At 69.2% G+C, this 20,257-nt stretch carries 19 protein-coding genes and 1 pseudogene; 14 read left to right on the top strand and 6 right to left on the bottom strand.

All coding sequences use genetic code 11. The features are described 5' to 3' along the window. Positions 1 to 123: 123 nt before the first annotated feature. From Q9G87_RS19480 to Q9G87_RS19460, 5 genes are read right to left on the bottom strand one after another with little or no spacing between them, the layout of a single operon-like run. Complete coding sequence (locus Q9G87_RS19480) at positions 124 to 1,335, bottom strand: ABC transporter substrate-binding protein (RefSeq protein ID WP_305917811.1); 1,212 nt, start codon at positions 1,333 to 1,335, stop codon at positions 124 to 126. A gap of 20 nt (positions 1,336 to 1,355) precedes the next feature. Further along, entirely contained in the window at positions 1,356 to 2,414 is a 1,059-nt protein-coding gene (locus Q9G87_RS19475) for a branched-chain amino acid ABC transporter permease (protein WP_305917810.1), read from the bottom strand. Continuing rightward, positions 2,411 to 3,292: a branched-chain amino acid ABC transporter permease gene (locus tag Q9G87_RS19470; RefSeq protein WP_305917809.1), complete on the bottom strand. Its 882-nt coding sequence runs from the start codon at positions 3,290 to 3,292 to the stop codon at positions 2,411 to 2,413. Before Q9G87_RS19470 ends, Q9G87_RS19475 begins: the two co-directional genes overlap by 4 nt. After that, positions 3,289 to 4,041, bottom strand: a complete 753-nt coding sequence (locus Q9G87_RS19465; RefSeq protein WP_305917808.1) for an ABC transporter ATP-binding protein — start codon at positions 4,039 to 4,041, stop codon at positions 3,289 to 3,291. The genes Q9G87_RS19470 and Q9G87_RS19465 overlap by 4 nt, the downstream gene beginning before the upstream one ends. Beyond that, complete coding sequence (locus tag Q9G87_RS19460; protein WP_305917807.1) at positions 4,038 to 4,832, bottom strand: ABC transporter ATP-binding protein; 795 nt, start codon at positions 4,830 to 4,832, stop codon at positions 4,038 to 4,040. The genes Q9G87_RS19465 and Q9G87_RS19460 overlap by 4 nt, the downstream gene beginning before the upstream one ends. Positions 4,833 to 5,462: 630 nt before the next feature. On the opposite strand from Q9G87_RS19460, the gene Q9G87_RS19455 reads away from it, so the two are divergent. The 11 genes and pseudogenes from Q9G87_RS19455 to Q9G87_RS60700 form a co-directional block, all read left to right on the top strand. Continuing rightward, positions 5,463 to 6,647, top strand: a complete 1,185-nt coding sequence (locus Q9G87_RS19455) for a cytochrome P450 (protein ID WP_305917806.1) — start codon at positions 5,463 to 5,465, stop codon at positions 6,645 to 6,647. Next, entirely contained in the window at positions 6,635 to 7,669 is a 1,035-nt protein-coding gene (locus Q9G87_RS19450) for an amidohydrolase family protein (RefSeq protein ID WP_305917805.1), read from the top strand. The genes Q9G87_RS19455 and Q9G87_RS19450 overlap by 13 nt, the downstream gene beginning before the upstream one ends. Before the next feature lie 37 nt (positions 7,670 to 7,706). Further along, the gene (locus Q9G87_RS19445) at positions 7,707 to 8,618 is read left to right on the top strand and encodes an ABC transporter substrate-binding protein (protein ID WP_305917804.1); all 912 of its coding nucleotides are present in this window, start codon (positions 7,707 to 7,709) and stop codon (positions 8,616 to 8,618) included. A gap of 2 nt (positions 8,619 to 8,620) precedes the next feature. Then, positions 8,621 to 9,292: a 4-carboxy-4-hydroxy-2-oxoadipate aldolase/oxaloacetate decarboxylase gene (locus tag Q9G87_RS19440; RefSeq protein WP_305917803.1), complete on the top strand. Its 672-nt coding sequence runs from the start codon at positions 8,621 to 8,623 to the stop codon at positions 9,290 to 9,292. Beyond that, entirely contained in the window at positions 9,285 to 9,842 is a 558-nt protein-coding gene (locus Q9G87_RS19435; RefSeq protein ID WP_305917802.1) for a cupin domain-containing protein, read from the top strand. Before Q9G87_RS19440 ends, Q9G87_RS19435 begins: the two co-directional genes overlap by 8 nt. Further along, positions 9,839 to 11,089 carry an NAD(P)/FAD-dependent oxidoreductase gene (locus tag Q9G87_RS19430; protein ID WP_305917801.1) on the top strand — a complete coding sequence of 417 codons (1,251 nt, stop codon included), beginning with the start codon at positions 9,839 to 9,841 and terminating at the stop codon, positions 11,087 to 11,089. Before Q9G87_RS19435 ends, Q9G87_RS19430 begins: the two co-directional genes overlap by 4 nt. A gap of 47 nt (positions 11,090 to 11,136) precedes the next feature. Continuing rightward, the gene (locus tag Q9G87_RS19425; protein ID WP_305917800.1) at positions 11,137 to 11,454 is read left to right on the top strand and encodes a 2Fe-2S iron-sulfur cluster-binding protein; all 318 of its coding nucleotides are present in this window, start codon (positions 11,137 to 11,139) and stop codon (positions 11,452 to 11,454) included. Positions 11,455 to 11,503: 49 nt separating this feature from the next. Then, positions 11,504 to 12,601: an alcohol dehydrogenase catalytic domain-containing protein gene (locus tag Q9G87_RS19420; protein WP_305917799.1), complete on the top strand. Its 1,098-nt coding sequence runs from the start codon at positions 11,504 to 11,506 to the stop codon at positions 12,599 to 12,601. A 102-nt stretch (positions 12,602 to 12,703) separates the two neighbouring features. Then, positions 12,704 to 13,789 carry an S-(hydroxymethyl)mycothiol dehydrogenase gene (locus Q9G87_RS19415; RefSeq protein WP_305917798.1) on the top strand — a complete coding sequence of 362 codons (1,086 nt, stop codon included), beginning with the start codon at positions 12,704 to 12,706 and terminating at the stop codon, positions 13,787 to 13,789. Further along, a complete protein-coding gene (locus tag Q9G87_RS19410) occupies positions 13,790 to 14,410 on the top strand; it encodes an MBL fold metallo-hydrolase (RefSeq protein WP_305917797.1) in 621 nt (206 codons plus the stop codon). It begins immediately after the preceding gene. 468 nt (positions 14,411 to 14,878) lie between these two features. Next, positions 14,879 to 14,959: pseudogene (locus Q9G87_RS60700) on the top strand (hypothetical protein); the annotation flags it as partial. A 366-nt stretch (positions 14,960 to 15,325) separates the two neighbouring features. Here the strand turns inward: Q9G87_RS60700 and Q9G87_RS19405 are convergent. Continuing rightward, the gene (locus Q9G87_RS19405; protein ID WP_305917796.1) at positions 15,326 to 16,084 is read right to left on the bottom strand and encodes a FadR/GntR family transcriptional regulator; all 759 of its coding nucleotides are present in this window, start codon (positions 16,082 to 16,084) and stop codon (positions 15,326 to 15,328) included. 142 nt (positions 16,085 to 16,226) lie between these two features. Between Q9G87_RS19405 and Q9G87_RS19400 the strand changes: the two genes are divergently transcribed. Genes Q9G87_RS19400 through Q9G87_RS19390 form a run of 3 tightly spaced genes read left to right on the top strand, consistent with a single transcriptional unit; the run spans position 16,227 to position 20,245 of the window. Then, positions 16,227 to 18,392 carry a dipeptide ABC transporter ATP-binding protein gene (locus Q9G87_RS19400; RefSeq protein ID WP_305917795.1) on the top strand — a complete coding sequence of 722 codons (2,166 nt, stop codon included), beginning with the start codon at positions 16,227 to 16,229 and terminating at the stop codon, positions 18,390 to 18,392. Continuing rightward, positions 18,389 to 19,297, top strand: coding sequence for an ABC transporter permease (locus Q9G87_RS19395; RefSeq protein ID WP_305917794.1), 909 nt, complete (start codon positions 18,389 to 18,391; stop codon positions 19,295 to 19,297). Before Q9G87_RS19400 ends, Q9G87_RS19395 begins: the two co-directional genes overlap by 4 nt. After that, the gene (locus Q9G87_RS19390) at positions 19,298 to 20,245 is read left to right on the top strand and encodes an ABC transporter permease (protein ID WP_305917793.1); all 948 of its coding nucleotides are present in this window, start codon (positions 19,298 to 19,300) and stop codon (positions 20,243 to 20,245) included. It abuts the gene before it with no gap. The last annotated feature ends 12 nt before the right edge of the window (positions 20,246 to 20,257 follow it).

The following is a 20,257-nucleotide window of genomic DNA, read 5'->3' as shown; positions in this document are numbered from 1 at the left end:
GTTCGGTTGTTCGTGTGTTGCGCGCGGGTGTACCGCTCCTCCTTCACCGAAGGCAGACTATTGCGGCAACCGCCCCTGCCGTCCGTCCGGGCCCACAGCGTGAGCCCGGACGCGCAGCTCGATTCAGCCGGCGATGCCGGCCTTGGAGACATCGATGACGGAGTCGCGCGCCACCCAGCTCTTACCGTCGAACTCGTGCAGCTGATATTGGTGAACCAGTCGGCCGTCCTTTTTGCCGGTGAGCGAAGCTTGATTGACGAGCAGGGGGTTCTCCTCCTGGGAAAGCGAGTCCCACGCGGAGAGGAAGCCGTCGCTGCTGATCTCCTCTGCCGAGCGGAGGGCTGAAACGATGGCTGCCGCCAGCCCGTAGCCGGTGAGAGCGAAGGTCTGGCCGGCATCCGCGGACGGCGCGTACTTCGCCATGTCGGCCCGGTACTGTGCCAGCGCTTTGTCGTCGCTCAGGGCGGGGTTCTGGGGATCCTTGAACCACTGGTAGGAGAGAGCCTTGACGACGTTCTCCGCGCCGGCGGGATTGACCGTGCTGGCGAAGTCGGCGTACGGGCTGCCAATGAAGATCGTCGGCTTGTACTTGATCTGGCCCATGTGGGACAGCAGCGCGCCGATGGTCGGCGGGCCATGGGTCACGACCAGCACGTTGACGCCTGCGGCCTTGAGCTCCGTGACCTGGGACGTCAGGTCCCCCTGGCCCGGCGGGATCCGTATGGCCTTCACGGGGGTGATGCCGGCCGCGGCGAGTCCGGCGAGCTGGCTCTCGGCGAAGGCGTTGTTGAATCCCAGGAAACCGACGACGGCCTTGGGGAGGTTCTTCGCGATGTACTGCCCCTGGAGCTCACCCTCCCAGGCGATGTCCGGCACGAACGCGCGCGTGTAGGGGAAGCTCTGGACGTCGCTCAGCTCCTTCTCTCCCCCCTGCACGATCTGGGCGACGTGCGCCGCGTTGAGCGGAGGCCGCGCGGCAACGGAGATCCCGCCGAAGTTGACGACGATCGTCGCCTTGTCGCGCTCGGCGAACTGCCTGTTGTTGGACACCATGCGTGCGGGGTCGAAGGCGTCGTCGACGACCTTGAAGTCGATCTTTCGCCCGTCGACGCCTCCGGCGGCGCTCACGGCGTCGAAGTACGCCTTGGCCCCGGCGGCCGAGGCGCCCGCCGACGCCAGAGGGCCGCTGAGCGGGTAGCTGGCCCGGATGACGATGTCGCCGCTGCCGTCCACCGCGTCTTGGGAGGATGCCGCGCGCCCGGAGCATCCCGCCAGAACGACCGCCAACATCGTCATGGCTGCGGCCATGACCTTCTTACTTCTGTAGCGCACCATGGGAATCCTCTCGGTGGGGCTTACGTGAGGTCGGACATCTGCTTGTCGGGCACTGCCTGGTCGGCACGGCGCGTATGGGATCCGCGCACCGGAGGCACGTCTCCCTGGGACCCGATGGCGCGATGTGCCAGGCGCGAGAGGTCACCGACGAGGCCGGACGGCGCGACGATGAGGGTCAGGACGAGGGCGCAGGCGTAGACGAGCTGGGACCAGTTGCCCGCGAACTCGGCGCTGACGACGGTCTCGGCGAGCTTGGGGAGATAGATCACGGTCGCCGCGCCGACGAGGGCGCCGGCCCAGGTCCTGCTGCCGCCGACGACGCTCGCCGCGAGCAGCGTGATCGAGAAAGGCACGAGATAGCTGTCCGGTACGGCGATCGCCGCGACGAGCGCGTAGAACGCGCCCCCTGTCCCGGCGACCGCCGCGCTGACGGCGAAGGCCATGAGCTTCGTGCGGTTGATGTTGATCCCGTTCGCGGCCGCCAGGAGTGCGCTCGTCCGGACGGCCGCGAACGCCCGGCCGAGCCGGCCGGTGACCAGGTTGCGCAGCACGAGGAGAGTCAGGGCGAGCGCGACGAGGCACACGAGGAAACCGAACTGCGCCTCGGTGAGCCCGCTCCAGGCCGGTGGCTCGATCGGGGAGTGCGCCATGAAGATGCCGAAGGTCCCGCCCGTGATCGGCTTGAGCCGGATGAGGAGCAGCGGGAAGATCGCCGCCACGGCGATCGTGAGCAGCCCGAGGTTGGCCCCGCCCATGGTGAGGCCGAGCACGCCGAGCAGCAGGCCGAGGGCCAGGCACACGGCGCCGCCGACGAGGACCGCGGACCACCACGGCCACCCGTACGTGGCCACGAGAATGATCGCCGCATAACCGCCCAGCCCGAAGATGGCGCCGTGGCCGACGCTGATCTGGCCGGAATGCCCCAGCAGGAGGTTCAGCCCGGCGACCGCCATCGCGATGGCGAGCATGCGTGTGAGGTCCAGCAGGTCGTAGTCGGAGACGACGAAGGGGACGACGACACCGATCATGAGTGCGGCGGCCCAGCCGATGGGGACGGCCCAGCGCAGGCTCGTGTTCATACCCTCACCGTCCTGGTTCTGCCGAAGAGTCCCGCCGGCCGCAGCATCACGACGAGGGCGGTGAGGGCGAAGGGAGCGATGATCGCGAGGTCCCTGTCCAGCCCGGGCACGTACCGGCTGGCCAGGTTGTCGGTGATGCCGATCAGGATGCCCCCGACGACCGCCCCCACACGGCTGGACAGCCCGCCGAGCGTGCCGGCGGCCAGCGCCAGCAGGAGGGGGAAGGTCATCATCCCCGGCGAGAGCGTGAGGACCGGCGCGGCCACGACCGCGGCGAACGCGCCGACCGCGGCGGCGACGGCCCACCCCACCATGAGCCACAGGCCCTGGTGCTGGCCGAGGAGTGTGGCCGAGGCGGGATTCTGCGCCACCGCGCGGAGCCGCAGTCCGACACTGGTCCGGTTGAACAGCAGCGCCGTCGCGGCCATGACGGCGAGCAGCGTGATCAGTGACCCGGCCTGCTGGACCGTCATGTGCAGGCCCGCGAACTCGATCAGCCCTTTCCCGAACGGGCTGGGGAAGGTTCGCGGGTCGGTTGTCCAGATGATCGACATGAGGGCGTTCAGGCCGAGGAGCAGCGCGACGCTCAGCGTGAGCAGAGGGAGTTCGCCGGCGCCCTCCAGGCGGCGGACCAGCACCCTCTCGATGAGCGCCCCACCGCCCGCGGACAGGGCAACCGTGAGGGGGAGGGCCACCCAGAAGCCCACGCCCGCTTGGGTCAGGACCAACGTCGCGTAGGCCGACAGAGTGGCCATCTCCCCCTGGGAGAAGTTGAGCATCCCCGTGCCCTGGAAGACGACGCTCAGCGCGAGCGCGAGCATGCCGTACACGAGCCCTGTGCTCAGTCCGTCCAGCAGCTGCTGGAGCAGTTCGGTCATTTCTCGTCCTCTTCCGGATCGCCGGCCGCTTCTCCCAGGTAGGCGCGCCTGATCACGTCGCCGTCGCTGAAGTCCGCCGTGGGACCGGCGGCGGCGACCCGGCCGCCCGCCAGGACGACGGCGCGGTCGGCGATGCGCAGGGAGAGTCGTGCGTTCTGCTCGGCGATCAGCAGCGATATGGACCACTCGCCCCTGATCCCGGCCAGGGTCTCGAAAAGCTGCTGGGTCACCATGGGCGCCAGGCCCAGTGACGGCTCGTCGATGAGCAGCAACTGCGGGCGCGCCATCAGCGCGCGTCCGATCGCGAGCATTTGCTGCTGCCCGCCCGACAGGAGCCCTGCGGCCCGCCGTCGCATGTCCGCCAGCACCGGGAACGTCGCATACACCTGGGTGAGGTCCTCGCGCGCGGTCGAACGCCGTCCTTTCGGACGGGCCAGGCCGCCGAGCCGCAGGTTCTCCTCCACGGTGAGGTCGGCGAAGGTGCCCCGGCCCTCGGGTACGTGGCCGACGCCGGCGCGGGCGGTGCGTGCGCCGCTCCAGCCGGCGATGCTCACCCCGCTGAGGATGATCTCGCCACGCGTCGACACCACCCGGGAGATGGCCCGCAGCAGCGTCGTCTTGCCGGCTCCGTTGGGCCCCAGAAGCACGACGATCTCGCCCGGGGCGATGCCGAGGTCGATCCCGTGAAGGACCTCGACCGACCCGTACCGCGCGACGAGCCGCCTGGTCTCGAGCAGTCCCGTACTCATGCCTCCACCTCCGCCCAGTCATCGCCGAGGTAGGCGGCGACGACCTGAGGATCGGCCGCTACCTCGGCGGGGGGCCCGGCGACCAGAAGACGTCCCGCGTCGAGGACGACCACGTGGCGCGACACCCGCATCACGAGGCCCACGTCGTGCTCGACGAGGACGCACGTCATGCCGACCGCCGCCGCGAACTCCCCGACGTCGTCGAGCAGCTCGGACGCTTCGTCCGCGCCGAGTCCCGCGGCCGGTTCGTCGAGCAGCAGCAGCCGTGGCTCGGCGAGCAGGGCCCTGGCGACCTCGACCCGTCGCCGGTCCCCATGGGCCAGGCTGCTGACGCGGCGCACGTCCGCTCGGGAGACACCGAGGCGCGACAGCAGCTCGCATGCCCGCGCACGCATCGAGGTCTCGTCCGACCTCATCGCGGGCAGCCGCAGGATCGATCCGATCAGCCCTCCGCGTACCTTCGGGTGCGCACCCAGCATGACGTTGTCGAGCGCGGTCAGGTCCGGCACGAGCAGCGGTGTCTGGAAGGTGCGCGCAACGCCGAGCGCCGCGCGGCGGTCGGCGTGCAGCCGGCTCAGGTCACGACCTTCGAGTTCGACCGTGCCCTCATGGCGGACGACCCCGCTGATGCAGTTCAGGAGCGTGGTCTTGCCCGCTCCGTTCGGTCCGATCACCGCGGAGACGCCGCCCGCGGGGATCGAGAAAGAGACGTCCTGGAGCGCTCGGACCCCCTGGAAGCTGACTCCCAGGGCGCCGACGCGCAACGCGATGTCGGGTGGTGGATCGGTCATCGTCGGCACCGTCCTTGTCTGCGTGAGGTCGCCGATCAGGGCGAGCACCGGTGGTGCCCGCTGTCCATCGACTCGTCGACCTTCGCGTCCGCGACGTGGACGGCGTCCTCGGTCGCGCGGCCTCACGGACCATCGGATCCGAGGCGCGAGCACTTCGAGGGCGGTGTCGTTCACTGTCGTCTCACTTCTTCGTGAGACGGGGGACGGTCCGGGGCGAGTCCGGGGTAACGAGGGCCGTGGCACAGGGCGGCTGTGCTGACGGCACTGTGACATCCTGTACAGGATCTGGATTCCGGACGGTATCTGCTGCTGGTGGCGGGTGTCAACAGCCCGTTCATCGCGGCGAAACACGCCTGCCACGCGGCGGTCGCCGGGGATGTCCATGGGAGTGCCGGCCGGGTAAGGGCCCATCTCGATGCGTCACCGCAGGTCGGACGGCTCTCGACGCCTCGCGGCGCTGGTCTCAGGGCGAGGCGCGACGGGGTATTGACATCGCAAAGCGTGTTACATACTGTCCAGTATCCAAAGTCTGGCTGGTTTCCCAGTGAATGGCCGTACGGCTCGCCGTGACGGTTCGCGACCGCCGACTCAATCCGACCTTCCCGTCAAGACTGAATTGAGGAAGAGGACATGTCTGTATCGGAGCTGACGGGCGAGAACCTGTACCGGGATCCCTATCCGGTGTACGCCCGCCTGCGCGAGGAATCGCCGGTGGCCTTTTTCGATGGCACCAAGGAATTCCTCGTCACGCGTTTCGAGGACTGTCGCGCGGTGGGTTCGAACGATCGCGTGTTCGGCCCGTCCGGCAGCCCCGACCGGCCGGAGGCGCGCGTCATGGGCATGCCGAACGTGCTGAGCATGAGCGGCGACGAACACCAACTGCTGCGTGCGGGCATCGACGACAACCTGACCCAGGAGGCGGTCCGGGGTTACGTGGAAATGCTCACGCGCCCGGTCGTGGAGGACTACCTCGCCCAGTTGAAACCCAGAGGCGCGGCGAATCTCACCGCCGACCTCTTTGAGCCGATCTCGGTCCGCTGCATCGGCAACGTCATCGGCCTCACGGACACCCCGAACGACACTCTGGTCGAGTGGTTCCACGCGATGGCGGCGGGCCTGCAGAACGTGAGCGACGACCAGGCCGTATGGGATCGGCTCGACCGTGCCCTGGCCGAGATCGAGACGCAGCTCGGGGCACTCTACGAACGGGCGCTCGCCAGGCCCGACCACACTCTGATGAGCCATGTGATGCGCGGCGGCATGCCCGAGGGGCAGGTGCGCAGTCTCGACGAGATCCTGCCCACGATGAAGGTGATCATTCTGGGCGGTCTCCAGGAGCCCGGCCACGCCGCCGCGAACGCCTGCGCGGGCCTGCTGCTGAACCCCGACCAGGCGAAGGTGGCCGCCGCGGACCCGGCGGAGCACGCGCTCCGCGCGTTCGACGAGGGCCTGCGCTGGATCGCCCCGATCGGGGTCACGCCACGGGTCGCCGCCGAGGACGTCGTCGTGGCCGGCACGACCATCCCGGCCGGAGCCTCGGTCGCCATCGTCATGGCCTCGGCGAACCGGGACGCGAGCCGCTTCGACAATCCCGATCGGTTCGACATGTTCCGCAAGAAGCGTCCGCACCTGTCCTTCGGCTTCCGGCCGCATTTCTGCTCGGGTCACGCCCTCTCGCGGGCGATGGGCCAGATCGCCCTCGAGGAGGTCTTCCGACAGCTGCCGAACCTGCGGCTGGACGACAGCCGCGAGCTGCAGGCCAAGGGATGGCGTTTCCGCGGCGTCACGGATGTGCCGGCGACATGGGACGCGTGAGCAGCCTGGCCATCGACTGCCATGGCCACTTCACGACCGAACCCCCGGAGTTCCACGCCTTCCGCAAGGCTCAGATCGCCTTCGCCGAAGGGCGATCACAGGAACCCGCCTACTCCGGGATCGATGACGACGAACTCCAGCGGATCGTCGCTCAGAACCAGCTCCAGGTGCAGCAGGAACGAGGCTCGGACCTGACGATCCTGTCGCCGCGTGCGTCGGGCATGGGCCATCACGTCCCGGGTCAGGACATCGCCACGGAATGGGCCCGGCTCTCGAATGACACGGTCCGGCGCATCTGCGAGCTCTTCCCGCGGAACTTCGCCGCCGTGTGCCAGTTGCCCCAGACGGTCGACGGTGACCTGGAGCCCGTGATCGAGGAGCTGGAGCGCTGCGTGGGACACGGCTTCATCGGGTGCAACCTCAACCCGGACCCCTCGGGCGGACACTGGTCGGCACCGCCGATCTACGACCGCTGGTGGGATCCGCTGTGGGAGACCATGACCCGGCTGGACGTGCCGGCCATGATCCATGTCTCCGGCTCCTGCGCACGCGCCCTGCACACGACGGGGGCGCACTACCTCGCCGCCGACACCGCCGTGTTCATGCAGTTGATCGAGGGCGACCTCTTCGAGCGGCATCCCGCGCTGCGGCTGATCATCCCGCACGGTGGCGGTGCGGCTCCGTACCACTGGGGCCGCTACCGGGGCCTGTCGATCATGCTCGGCAAGCCTCCGCTGTCCGAGCATCTGATGCACAACCTGTTCTTCGACACCTGCGTCTACCACCAGGCCGGCATCGACGCCCTGTTCACGGTGATCGACCCGAAGAACCTGATCTTCGGGTCCGAGCTCCTCGGCGCGGTGCGCGCGGTGGACCCCGAGACCGGACACCCCTTCGACGACACCAAGCGCTACATCGACGCGCTCGGCCTGGACGATGAGACGCGGCACGCCGTTTTCGAGGGCAACGCGCGACGCGTCTACCCCAGGCTCGATGCGCTTCTCACGGCGCAAGGGCGCTGACCAGGCGCTCGTCTTTCCACCATTGGAGGTTCCATCGATGGCTACTGACCTGACACGAGTACGTTTCGCCGGCGGCGCCCAAGGTTTCAACTGGCTTCCGGTCTTCGTCGCGGAGGACCAGGGCCTGTTCGCGAAGTACGGGCTGGCGATCGACTACCTGCGGCTGGGCTCGGTCGACAAGGCCACCTCGGCCGTGCGCGACGGCACGGCCGATCTGGCGATCACGCCGCCGGAGGGCGCGGTCGCCGACTTCCTCTCCGGCGGCGATCTGCGCCTCATCGCGGCCAACGCGCTCCGCCTTCCGATGTCGCTCGTCGCGCGGCCTGGGATCGGCGGCATCGCCGAGCTGCGTGGAAAGCGGATCGGCACGTCATCCCTCACGGAGGGGACGGCCATCTACACGCAGATGATGCTCCAGCCGGAGGGCCTGTCGTATCCCGGTGACTACGAGTTCGTCCTCGCCGGTGTGCACACCACCCGGTGGGACGCACTGCAGAAGGGCGAGATCGACTGCGCTCCTCAGCCGGCACCGTGGAACTTCCTGGCCGAACGGCAGGGATACCGCCTCATCGGCGAGGTGAACGACGTGCTCCCTGAGATCATCTTCGCCGCGGTCATCGCCCATGCGGGCTGGACGTCGCGGAACCGGGACACCGTCACGAAGCTGGTGGCCGCACTGGCCGAGGCCCACGACATCGTGAACGACCCGGCCCACGACGCCGTCACGCTGCCGATCTACCAGCGGATCACGACGCCCGACGACCCGGACCTGGCCGCGAGAGGTCTGTCCTACACGCGGGACATGGGCATGTGGCCGAAGAATCTCGAGGTCGCGCCGGCAGCCCTGGAAGCCACCGTGGACGTCATGATCCGCACCGGGCTGGTCGCGGCGGAACGGCGCGCCGAGGCGGCAGGCGTCCTCGACCCCAGCTTCGTACCGGTGAGTTGAGCATGGCACGCGTGGTGACGACGATCGCGCGCACCGATGCGGCGATCTGCGATGGCTTCGCCGCACTCGGCGTGGCGACCGTGCACGAGGCACAGGGCCGGACCGGGCTCGTCGGCTCCCGGCTGCGCCCCCGTCAATCCGGGACGACCGTCGCCGGCACGGCTCTGACCTGCGAGGTCCCCCCGGGGGACAACTGGATGATCCATGTCGCGCTCGAGCAGGCGCAACCGGGCGACATCTTGGTCGTCACCCCGACCTCGCCATGCGACGACGGCTACTTCGGCGATCTCCTCGCCACGTCGGCGCAGGCCCGGGGCATCCGCGGGCTCGTGATCGACGCCGGGGTACGCGACGTCGCGCAGTTGCGCACGATGGGCTTTCCCGTCTGGAGCAAGACCGTCAGCGCCCAGGGCACCGTCAAGGAGACGCTCGCCGACGTACAGGTCCCCATCGTCTGCGCCGGCGCTTTGATCACGCCGGGAGACGTGATCGTCGCGGATGACGACGGTGTCTGCGTGGTGCCGCGCGGCACCGCGGCCGCGGTGCTCGAGACGGCCCGCCGCCGTGCGGCGGCGGAGGAGGACAAACGCCGGCTGTACGCGTCCGGCCGGCTCAGTCTCGACGTCAACGAGATGCGGGCTCGGTTGCAGGAGAAAGGACTGATCTATGAGTAGGTTCGCGCCGCCGGATGTCCCGCGGCGTGTGGTCACCGGCACCAGGGACGGAAAGTCCGTAGTCGTCAGCGACGGTCCTGTCCCGAACGCCCACCACTACACCTCGATCCCCGGCATGATGACCTCGGTCGTCTACACGACCGCGGCGACTCCACCGTTGCCGCAGGACGACGGCGAGTGCGCGCCCGCGGGACTGGTGGTGCCACCGGCACCCGGTGAGACCCGCCTCATGATCGTTACCTTTCCGCCGGACACGTCGATGGCGCGGCCGGAGTTCGACCCGGCCGCGGCGGATGCGGAGCAGCGGGAGTTCATCCCCGGTCTGGCGGAGCGGTTCGAGGCGGACGCGCCAGGCATGCACCGCACGGAGACGGTCGACTACGACATCGTCCTCGACGGGGAGATCTGGCTGGAGCTGGACGACGGGGCCACCACGCATCTGCGGACCGGCGACGTGGCGGTCCAGTGCGGTACTCGGCACGCCTGGCGGAACAAGACAGACCGGACCGCGACGATGTGCTTCGTCCTGATCGGCGCCCTGCTGCGATGACATCAGCACACTCCACCATCGAGCACGTCGACTGCCTCGTCGTCGGCGGCGGACACGCGGGCGCGGAGACCGTGATCGCGCTTCGGCAGGCGGGGTTCGTGGGACGCATCGGCCTGCTCGGGGACGAGCTGGTGCCGCCCTACGAGCGTCCCGCCCTCTCAAAGGAATATCTGGCCGGCAAGAAGGACTTCGAGCAGCTGCTGCTGCGTCCCTCGGAGTTCTGGACGGAGCACGTGGTGACGCTGCGCCTCGGCCGGCGCGTCGAAGCCGTCGACCCCGAGGCCCACACGGTCACATGTGACGATCACACCACGATCGGCTACGGCGTGCTGGTGTGGGCCGCAGGAGGCCGTCCGCGTGAGGTGGCCTGCCCCGGGAACGACCTGGGCGGCGTCCGCACACTGCGCAACAAGGCGGACTGCGATCAGCTCATCGCCGCCCTGCCGCAGAGCCGTCGCTTCGCGGTGGTCGGCGGCGGCTACATCGGCCTCGAGGCTGCGGCGGTGCTCCGTGAGTTCGGCAAGGAAGTCACGATCATCGAAACGCTGGACCGGGTCCTCGCCCGCGTCGCCGCGGAACCGGTGTCCCGGTTTTTCGAGGCCGAGCACCGATCTCGCGGGGTGGACCTGCGCCTCGGCGCCGGCGTCGCCGAGATCCTGGGACACGACGGGGCGGTGAGCGGCGTGCGCCTCACGGACGACACGGTGATCCCGGCCGATCAGGTGATCGTGGGGATCGGCATCGAGCCGGCGATCCAGCCGCTCCTGCGTGCGGGGGCGGAGGCGGCCCCCGGCGGGACCGGCGTCCTGATCGACGACCTCTGCAGCACGACGCTCACGGACGTGTACTGCGTCGGCGACTGCGCGGTGATGAGGAGCGGGCCCGGCGTCCGCATCGAGTCACGGCAGAACGCTTCGGAACAGGCGCAGACGGCCGGCAAGGCGATCAGCGGGCACCCCCAGCCGTTGCGTCTCGTTCCGTGGTTCTGGTCGCACCAGTACGACCTGCGCCTGCAGACCATCGGCCTGAGCCTCGGGCACGACCAGACCGTCCTCCGTGGCGACCCGGCAGAGCGAGGCTTTTCTCTCTTCTATCTGAAGAACGGCGCGGTCATCGCACTGGACTGCATCAACGCGACCCGGGACTACGTGCAGGGACGCAGGCTCGTGGAAGCAGGCGCGCGCATCGACCCCGCACGTCTGGCCGATACACGGACGCCACTGAAGGAAATCACCGCGGCGGCCTGATCCGCTGCGCCGATCACAGACTCATGTGCCAGGAGGAGGAACGACCCATGCACTTCACTGTCACCACACGGGACGGTGTCGCCCACACGGTGGAAGGCCGCGCGGGCATGTCGCTGATGCAAAACATTCGCAACGCCGGGATCGAGGAGTTGCAGGCGATCTGTGGGGGGAGCCTCTCCTGCGCGACCTGCCACGTCTACGTCGACGTCCTGCCCGAGGGCGCCGAGCTTCCCCCTACGTCGCGGGACGAAGGGGACCTTCTCGATGCGTCCGACTATTTCGCGGACAACTCCCGCCTGGCCTGCCAGCTGATCTTCGGCCCTCAGCTCGACCGCGTGCGCGTGACGATCGCGCCCGAGGACTGACGAACGCCACGGCGACATTCCGTTCAAGAAAGGCATGATGGTGCAACTGATGCGCGCCGCGCGACTGCACGCGGTCGGCGACAAGATGGTGATCGAGGACGTGGAGCGCCCGACCGCGGCCGGCACGGACGTCGTGGTGGCGGTGAAGGGCTGCGGCATGGTGCCGAACCTGGCCAACGTGCTCGCGAACTGGGAGTCGTGGTACCCCCAGATGCCGCTCCCGCCACGTCCGGCGATCTTCGGGCTCGATCCCGTGGGCATCGTGCACGAGGTCGGGGAGCTCGTCGTCAACGTCAAGCCGGGGGACCGGGTCTACGTGAATCCGGGCCGCTCGTGCGGTGCGTGTCACGCCTGCGTGTCCGGTGTCCCGCAGCAGTGCGACTTCTGGACGTTGAACGGCTACTTCGGCTACAACGACAACAGCCTCGAGATGTTCCGGCGTTATCCGCACGGGGGCTTCTGCGAATACATGCGCGCCCCACAGAGCGCCCTCGTCAAGCTCCCCGGCACCTTCGAGTTCCGGCAGGCGACCCGGATGGGTTACCTCGGAACGGCCTTTGCCGCGGTCAAGAAGCTGGGACCCCTGGCGGGTAAGTCGTTGATCATCAACGGCGCGACGGGAACGCTCGGGGTCGGCGTCACCCTCGTGGCCCTGGCGCTCGGCGTCTCGCGCATCTACGCCGTGGCGCGCGGGACTCGGTTGCTGGAGCGACTGCAGGCGCTCGCCCCCGACCGGATCGAGACGTTCTCGAACGTCGAAGGCAGCACCGCCGCCTGGGTGAAGTCGTCGACCGCCGGCCGGGGTGCGGACTCCATGGTCGACACGCTCGGCGCCGTCGCCTCACTCGACTCGTTCAAGGACGCGATGCACGGCGTGAGGCGCGGCGGCCGGATCGTCAACATCGGCGGGACGGCCGGCGAGCTCGGCGTCGACGTGAAGTGGTGGATGGACGAGCAGATGGAGCTGATCGGCTCGGTCTGGTTCACCACCGCCGAAGGGATGGAGCTGGCCGAGATGATCCGTCATGGGGTGATCGACCTCTCGGTGCTGCAGCCCATGAGCTGGCCACTCGACGAGATCAACGAGGCGATCTCCGGTGTCGCCCGTGGCGATGGCGGCTTCACCAGCTACCTCGTCGAAATCTGATCGTGGCATCGCCCTTGAGCTCGCCGGGGGCGCCATCACCACAACACCTTGCGGGCCTGGGAGCCGCTTCCCATCCGCGTTCACCGATGAGAAAGGGATCCCATGACCTACGAAGTCCAGGCCGTCGTCGCCCGCGGCAAAGGCGAGCCGGTGTCCGTCGAGACCATCCTGGTTCCCGACCCGGGACCGGGCGAGGCGGTGGTGAACGTCCAGGCGTGCGGGGTCTGCCACACCGACCTGCACTACCGGGAAGGCGGGATCAACGACGACTTCCCGTTCCTGCTCGGCCACGAGGCCGCGGGCGTCGTCGAGGCGGTCGGCGCGGGAGTCACCGACGTGCGACCCGGTGACTTCGTGATCCTCAACTGGCGCGCGGTGTGCGGCCAGTGCCGCGCTTGCCTGCGGGGCCGCCCCTGGTACTGCTTCAACACCCACAACGCGGCGCAGAAGATGACGCTCAAGGACGGCACCGAGTTGTCGCCCGCGCTCGGCATCGGCGCGTTCGCGGAGAAGACGCTGGTGGCGGCCGGGCAATGCACCAAGGTGCCGGCCGAGGCGTCCGCCCAGGTGGCGGGCCTGCTGGGCTGCGGCGTGATGGCCGGGATCGGCGCGGCGATCAACACCGGCGAGGTGACCCGCGGCGACAGCGTGGCCGTGATCGGCTGCGGCGGCGTCGGCGACGCCGCGATCCTGGGCGCGTCGCTGGCCGGAGCTGCGAAGATCATCGCAGTGGACGTGGACGATCAGAAGCTCGCCTGGGCGCGAGACTTCGGCGCCACCCATACCGTCAACTCCCGCACGGCCGAACCCGTCGAGGCGATCCGCGACCTCACCGGCGGCCACGGCGCCGACGTGGTCATCGAGGCGGTCGGCCGCCCGGAGACGTACGAGCAGGCGTTTTACGCCCGCGACCTGGCCGGGACCGTCGTCCTGGTGGGGGTGCCGACCCCTGGGATGCGGATCGAGCTGCCCCTGCTGGACGTGTTCGGCCGCGGCGGTGCGCTGAAATCGTCCTGGTACGGCGACTGCCTGCCCAGCCGCGACTTCCCCATGCTGATCGACCTGTTCCTGCGGCACCGGCTGCCGCTGGACAAGTTCGTCACCGAGACCATCGCGCTGGACCAGGTCGAGGAGGCGTTCGCCAAGATGCACCACGGCGACGTGCTCCGCTCGGTGGTGACCCTCTAGATGATCGACCACACCGTCACCTCCGGCACCTTCACCTTGGACGGCCAGACGTTCGACGTCGACAACAACGTCTGGGTGCTCGGCGACGACACCGAATGCGTGGTGATCGACGCCCCGCACGACACCGAGGCCATCATGAAGCTGGTCGACGGCCGGCGGGTGCTCGCCCTGCTGGCCACCCACGCCCACGACGACCACATCCGGCACGCCCCCGAACTGGCCCGCCTGACCGGCGCGCCGATCCTCCTCCATCCCGCCGACCTGCCCCTGTGGCGACTCACCCACCCCGGACGCGAGCCCGACGGCAAACTGGCCGACGAGCAGATCATCGCGGTGGCGGGCACGGAAGTGCGCGTGCTCCACACACCGGGCCACGCTCCCGGCGCCTGCTCCTTCCACATGCCCGACCTCGGCGCCGTCTTCACCGGGGACACCCTCTTTCAGGGAGGGCCGGGCGCCACCGGGCGCTCGTACTCATCGTTCGACACGATCATCGCCTCGATCCGCGACAGACTGCTCGTCCTGCAGCCCGAGACGATCGTGCACACCGGCCACGGACCCGACACCACGATCGGCGCCGAGCAGCCTCACGTGCAGGAATGGATACGCCGAGGGCATTGAGGACGGCAGCCCGTCTTCGGTGTGTGCCAGTCAGCCCCGGGGGTTACACGTCTCCAGCAGTGACGTGACCAGTCGCTACCCCCGCCACCGGGGAATAGCCCCTAGCCGGCAGCGCGGCGCCTGGACTGCTCGTGTAGTTTGACGCGATTGGACACTAGGCAGATGCCTGCCTGCCGTTGGCCGCCTACGGCCTGGCCGTAGGCCCTGGAGCTTAATCAACGAAGGGTTGAACTGACGTCGATACCCGGTTCCCAAGTGGATCTGGGCGCTCGCCACATGGCTCGGCCGACGTTGAGATTGACTACTCTAAGTGACGGCATTGCGCGTATGGATGGGAGCCGCGGTGAGGGTCCTGTTCCGTCAGAGGTTGAAAGGGGCCGGGCGAGGCTGCACATGAATGCAATGCAAAGCGCCAGTTCAGAGGCTTGATCATCTTGTTGGTGCTGGTAGCGGAATTGATATCCGAAGATCTACACCATCTTCGAGGGTACGTCCGAGATCCAGCGCCTCATCATCGGTCGGGCGGTTACCGGATGGCCTGTCAGGTAGGGTTTCCGCAGGTCGGGGGCGATGTTGGGGTCGCGTCGAAGATGGCCTTTGAGGCTCGATTCCATGATCATCGGGCTCCGGTGGTTTGCGTTCTATTACTGATACGTACCCGGAGTGATGGGTGGCGTGCTGAGTTGTGCTGACCCCTGGGTCGTGGTAGCCGCCGGACGGGCCGCTTGGCCCGAGTCGCAACGCACGCGCACGTCCGACTCGGGCCGGTCGTCCAAGAAGCTTGCTGAGCCTGAGGCTGGACCGGGAAGGTTCGTCAGCCGCCGATCAACGCGGCCGTGATCGCGATGATGGCCGCCGGGACGGCGCGTCGTGGTCGGACAAGGACCGCCGCGATGCTGAGCTCGAGCGACCTGGTCAACCTGACTCCGCGGTCGTCTCGGCCGGTGGCGTTTCCGGCCGCGAGTTCACGGTGAGTTTGGATTCGATGCCGATGTAGTGGTCGTGGATCGCCGCACGCGCCCGGTCGGGATCGCCGCTGAGAATCGCATCGAAGATGTCGGCGTGGCCTTGGTAGGCATCCATCGGTGTGCGACCGCGCGGTGGTGGCGCCGCGGCGTGGAAGGCGAGCCAGAACTGGTCGAACAGTCTCAGCAGCATCCCGTTGTCGAGATCGCGGAACAAGAGCTGGTGGAACTGGCGGTCCTGCTCGGGGAAGCCCTCCCCCTGTTCGGCGAGCCTGCGCATCGTGTCCAGGTTCTCTCGCAGCGCGGCGACGCTCGTGGGCGACATGGCCCGCATCGCGTCGGCGACCAGGCCGGCTTCGAGGGTCTTCCGCAACGCGACCAACTCTCGCAGGGCTCGATGGTCTTGCATGAGGCCGTAGGGGAGGTGGTCGAGCAGCGGAGTAAAGGAGAAGTGGCATACGTAGACGCCGCTGCCGCGACGTGTCTCCAGGACGCCGGTGGACTCCAGCGCCTTGACCGCCTCGCGGACCGAGTTGCGACTGACCCCGAACAGCCGGGCCAGTTCGGACTCCGGCTTGAGTGGGTCACCGGGGCGCAACCCCTGCTTGAGGATGTAGTTTCTGATCTCCTGCTGCACGATCTTGTGCAGCGGAGGGGCGTTGCCGAGCCGCCGGAACTCCGGCTGCACGTCGTCCTCTCGAGTCGCCACGTTCTGGATCGACCTCCTATTCGTATCAACTTGTAGGATATCTTGCCAGTCTTGACACTGTGATGGGCGCCGCTTACGGTGACGAAATCTGTAGGACATCTTGCAGCAACGCGCTGGTATTCCGGTGCGAAGGAGGTCGCCGGTGTCAGGTGGAGGCCTGGATGGTGTGGTCCGAGACGACATCGCCCACAGCGGCACCATGCCCGTCGTGCCGGATCGCGGTGCCGGCCGGCCGGTGCTCAGCGTGCGGAACCTGGTTGTCGAGTTCACGACGCCGGCGGGCGTGGTGCGCGCGGTCGACGGGATGAGCTACGACGTCTACGGCGGTGAGACGCTCAGCGTGGTGGGGGAGACCGGGTCGGGCAAGAGCGTCTCGGTGCTCGCCGCGCTGGGCCTGCTCCAGACGGCGAACCTGCGGCGGGTCTCCGGCGAGGTGATGCTCGCCGGCGTGGATCTGCTGACCCTGCCGGAGGCAGAGCTGCGACGGCGGCTCGGGCGCGACGTGGCGATGATCTTCCAGGACGCCATCTCCGCCCTCAACCCGGTCCAGCGAGTCGGCGACCAGATTGCCGAGGGGCTGCGGGTGCACGACCGCGCCCTGACGGCCAACGCGGCGCGGGAGCGCGTCGTGGAGCTGCTCGAGATGGTGGGCGTGCCCCACCCGCGGGCCCGCTACGACCAGTACCCCCACCAGTTCTCCGGGGGGATGTGCCAGCGGGTGATGATCGCCATGGCGATCGCGAACCGCCCCAAGGTCCTGATCGCGGACGAGCCCACCACGGCGCTGGACGTGAGCGTCCAGGCGCAGATCCTCGACGTACTCCGGAGGGCGCGGGAGGAGACCGGCGCCGGCGTCGTGCTGATCACCCACGACCTCGGAGTGGTCGCCGAGACCGCCGACCGGGTCGCCGTGACCTACGGCGGCCGGATCGTGGAGAACGGCGACGTCATTTCGATCTTCACCCGGCCGCGACACCCCTATACCGCCGCCCTGATGCGCTCGCTGCCCCGGCTCGACAGCACGGTGGAACGGCTGCTCCCGATCCCGGGACAGCCGCCCGACCTCACCGAGATACCGCCGGGGTGTGCGTTCGCGCCGCGCTGCCCGACCGCCCGCGGCCGCAGTGTCTGCATACAGACCCGGCCGGAGTTGCGGGCCGACGACGCCGGTGCCGGCACGAGCGCCTGCCACTTCCCGGACGAGGCGGCGGTGAGTCCCGGGACGGGAGCCGGCGCGCAGCCGCTGAGCAGCGACCCGGCGGAGCCGGTGGCCACGTCGGCCGGTGCCGGCGAGGCGGCACCGGAGTCGGCCGTGTCAGTCCTGGAGGTCCGGGATGCGGTGAGCCGGTTCCCGGTGCGATCCGGGGTCTTCGCGCGGGCGACCGCCTGGGTGCACGCGGTGGACGGGGTATCGCTGCGCATCCCGGCTGGGGGAACGCTCGGCCTGGTCGGCGAGTCCGGCTGTGGCAAGACCACGCTCGCGCGGCTCGTCCTGCGGCTGGTGGATCCGACCGGCGGGCAGATCCTCGTGGAGGGAGACGACGTCGGGCGGGCGGGCCGAGCCGGCCTGCGGCGGATCCGGCGGCGCGCGCAGATGGTCTTCCAGGATCCGTACGCCTCGCTGAATCCGCGCCTGACCGTCGGTGACAACGTGGCCGAGCCGCTGCGGCTGCAGCGCCTTCCCCGCGCGCGGCGCCGGGAAGACGTGCGCGAGCTGTTCAGCCGCGTGGGCCTGCGGCCGGAGCACGTCGACCGGTTCCCGGCGGAGTTCTCCGGCGGGCAGCGCCAGCGGGTGGCGATCGCGCGGGCCCTGGCATCCCGGCCCCGGCTGCTGATCCTCGACGAGCCGGTGTCCGCCCTGGACGTGTCGGTGCAGGCGCAGGTGCTGAACCTGCTGGCGGACCTGCAGCGGGAGTCCGGGATGGCATACCTGTTCGTCAGCCACGATCTTTCGGTCATCCGCCAGGTCGCCGACCAGGTCGCGGTCATGTATCTCGGGAAGATCGTCGAGTCCGGGTCGGTGACCCGGGTGTACGACGACGCGCGCCACCCCTACACCCGTTCGCTGCTGGCGTCGGTGCCGGTACCGGATCCGGTCGGCCGCGAGACCCGGCGCCGGGTGCCGCTGGGCGGTGACGTCCCCAGTCCGGTGAACCCGCCGTCGGGGTGCCGCTTCCGTACCCGGTGCCCGATCGCGGCGGCCCGCTGTGCCGAGGAGGAACCATTGCTGCGTCCCGTCGCCGGCGGGCACACGGCCTGCCACTTCGCCGATGAAGTTCCCGATCTGGTCTCGCAGGTGAGCGCATGAGCGCGCCACCCGCCGGCGCCCCGACGGTTGCGCCCCAACGGCGACGGCTGGCGGCGGCGCGCCGGTTCGCCCGGTCCCGGTCCGCCGTCGTCAGTGCGGTCGGCTTGGCCACGCTCGCGGTGATGGCGCTGCTCGCGCCGATCGTCGCGCCGTTCGACCCCGCCGCGCAGAGCGGCGAGCCCTTGCTCGGCCCGTCCGGGACGTACTTGCTCGGCACCGACCAGCTCGGCCGGGACATCGTCTCCCGGATGATCCACGGCGCTCGCGGCTCGCTGCTCGTCGCGGCTGGTGCCGCCGCGGTCGGCGCGGGAATCGGGGTCCCGCTGGGACTTGTCGCCGGGTACCTGGGGCGGTGGGCCGACGCGGTCGCGATGCGGGTGGTCGACCTGCTGCTGGCGGTGCCCGGGATCCTGCTCGCGCTGGTCATCATCGCGGTGCTGGGGCCGGGCCGGCTCAACCTGATCCTGGCGATCGGGATCGGTCCGATACCGGAGTTCGCCCGGCTGACCCGGGTGGCGACCCTGGAGGTACGCGAGCGCGACTTCGTGCTGGCGGCCCGTGGGATGGGCGCGAGCACGCCGGACACGATGGCCCGCACCGTACTGCCGAACGTGCTCGGTCCTGTCATGGTGCAGTTCGTCATCACCGCGTCGATGGCGGTCGTGATCGAAGCGGGGCTGAGCTTCCTCGGGCTCGGCACCCCGCCGCCGGCGCCATCGTGGGGCGGCATGCTCCAGGACGCCCGTTCGTACCTGTACCAGAGTCCAACCTACGGACTGTTCCCGGGGATCTGCCTGGCCGCCACCGTGTTCTTCCTGGAACGGATTGGGCGTGGCCTGCAGCTTGCGGTCGGTGGCGGCGGGGCGTGCGCGGCGGCGCGCGGCATCGGCAGAGGAGCGGTGTAGATGTACGGCTATCTGGTCCGCCGGCTGATGCAGTTCGCGGTGGTGCTGCTGCTCGGCTCGATCGCCGTGTGGGCGTTCGTCCTCCTGCTGCCCGGAGACCCTGCCACGGTGTTGATCGGCCCGGACGCGAGCGCCGCCGAGTTGGCCGCGACCCGCGCCCGGATGGGGCTGGACCAGCCCTTCCTGGCGCAGTACGGGATCTGGCTCGGCCACGCGTTCACCGGTGACCTCGGCGCGTCGTACTACTCGGGCCAGCCGGTGCTCACCGAGCTGATGGACCGGATCCCGGCGACGGTGCAGCTGGCCGGGTTCACCCTGGTGCTGACGCTGCTCGTCGCGGTGCCGGTCGGCATCGTGGTGGCGTTGCGGCCGTACTCGGTCGTCGGCCGGGTCCTGCAGAGCTACCTCACGGTGGGCCTGGCGGTGCCGGCGTTCTGGCTCGGTCTGCTGCTCATCATCGTGCTCGCCGTGGAGCTGCGGTGGCTGCCCGCCTCCAGCGATTTCGTGCCGCTGTGGCAGGACCCCGGCGCCGCGCTGACCAGCACGATCCTGCCGGCGTCCGCCATCGCCGTGCACACCTCCAGCGTCACCGCCCGGTTCCTCGCCAACTCTCTGGGCGAGGTGATGGGCAAGGACTACATCCGCACCGCCCGCGCCAAGGGCGTGCCGGAACGGGACGTGATCCGCCGGCACGCCGTGCGGAACGCCGCACTGCCGACCGTCACCATCGTCGGGCTCCAGCTCGGCAGCTTTCTCGGCGGCACCGTCGTCATCGAGGCCGTCTTCAACTACCCCGGACTCGGGCGGCTGCTCTACACCGCTATCGGGGAACGCGACTACGCCCTGGTACAGGGCGGGGTGCTGTTCGTCGTCGCCACCTTCCTGCTGCTGAATCTCCTGGTGGACGTGGCCTACGGCGTCCTAGATCCGCGTATCCGGCTCACCTGACCTCCACCCCCC

Source organism: Nonomuraea turcica (genome assembly GCF_030718205.1).
Lineage (GTDB): Bacteria > Actinomycetota > Actinomycetes > Streptosporangiales > Streptosporangiaceae > Nonomuraea.
Note: the sequence above shows the minus strand (reverse complement) of the source record. Positions and strands in the feature narration are given on the sequence as shown.

What these genes read in the sequence shown, in the direction of transcription:
- Q9G87_RS19465 (WP_305917808.1), bottom strand. Translation starts at nt 4,041, where the DNA reads ATGAGTACGGGACTGCTCGAGACCAGGCGGCTCGTCGCGCGGTACGGG.
- Q9G87_RS19470 (WP_305917809.1), bottom strand. Translation starts at nt 3,292, where the DNA reads ATGACCGAACTGCTCCAGCAGCTGCTGGACGGACTGAGCACAGGGCTC.
- Q9G87_RS19460 (WP_305917807.1), bottom strand. Translation starts at nt 4,832, where the DNA reads ATGACCGATCCACCACCCGACATCGCGTTGCGCGTCGGCGCCCTGGGA.
- Q9G87_RS19480 (WP_305917811.1), bottom strand. Translation starts at nt 1,335, where the DNA reads ATGGTGCGCTACAGAAGTAAGAAGGTCATGGCCGCAGCCATGACGATG.
- Q9G87_RS19475 (WP_305917810.1), bottom strand. Translation starts at nt 2,414, where the DNA reads ATGAACACGAGCCTGCGCTGGGCCGTCCCCATCGGCTGGGCCGCCGCA.
- Q9G87_RS19435 (WP_305917802.1), top strand. Translation starts at nt 9,285, where the DNA reads ATGAGTAGGTTCGCGCCGCCGGATGTCCCGCGGCGTGTGGTCACCGGC.
- Q9G87_RS19415 (WP_305917798.1), top strand. Translation starts at nt 12,704, where the DNA reads ATGACCTACGAAGTCCAGGCCGTCGTCGCCCGCGGCAAAGGCGAGCCG.
- Q9G87_RS19455 (WP_305917806.1), top strand. Translation starts at nt 5,463, where the DNA reads ATGTCTGTATCGGAGCTGACGGGCGAGAACCTGTACCGGGATCCCTAT.
- Q9G87_RS19410 (WP_305917797.1), top strand. Translation starts at nt 13,790, where the DNA reads ATGATCGACCACACCGTCACCTCCGGCACCTTCACCTTGGACGGCCAG.
- Q9G87_RS19430 (WP_305917801.1), top strand. Translation starts at nt 9,839, where the DNA reads ATGACATCAGCACACTCCACCATCGAGCACGTCGACTGCCTCGTCGTC.
- Q9G87_RS19425 (WP_305917800.1), top strand. Translation starts at nt 11,137, where the DNA reads ATGCACTTCACTGTCACCACACGGGACGGTGTCGCCCACACGGTGGAA.
- Q9G87_RS19420 (WP_305917799.1), top strand. Translation starts at nt 11,504, where the DNA reads ATGCGCGCCGCGCGACTGCACGCGGTCGGCGACAAGATGGTGATCGAG.
- Q9G87_RS19440 (WP_305917803.1), top strand. Translation starts at nt 8,621, where the DNA reads ATGGCACGCGTGGTGACGACGATCGCGCGCACCGATGCGGCGATCTGC.
- Q9G87_RS19445 (WP_305917804.1), top strand. Translation starts at nt 7,707, where the DNA reads ATGGCTACTGACCTGACACGAGTACGTTTCGCCGGCGGCGCCCAAGGT.
- Q9G87_RS19390 (WP_305917793.1), top strand. Translation starts at nt 19,298, where the DNA reads ATGTACGGCTATCTGGTCCGCCGGCTGATGCAGTTCGCGGTGGTGCTG.
- Q9G87_RS19395 (WP_305917794.1), top strand. Translation starts at nt 18,389, where the DNA reads ATGAGCGCGCCACCCGCCGGCGCCCCGACGGTTGCGCCCCAACGGCGA.
- Q9G87_RS19450 (WP_305917805.1), top strand. Translation starts at nt 6,635, where the DNA reads ATGGGACGCGTGAGCAGCCTGGCCATCGACTGCCATGGCCACTTCACG.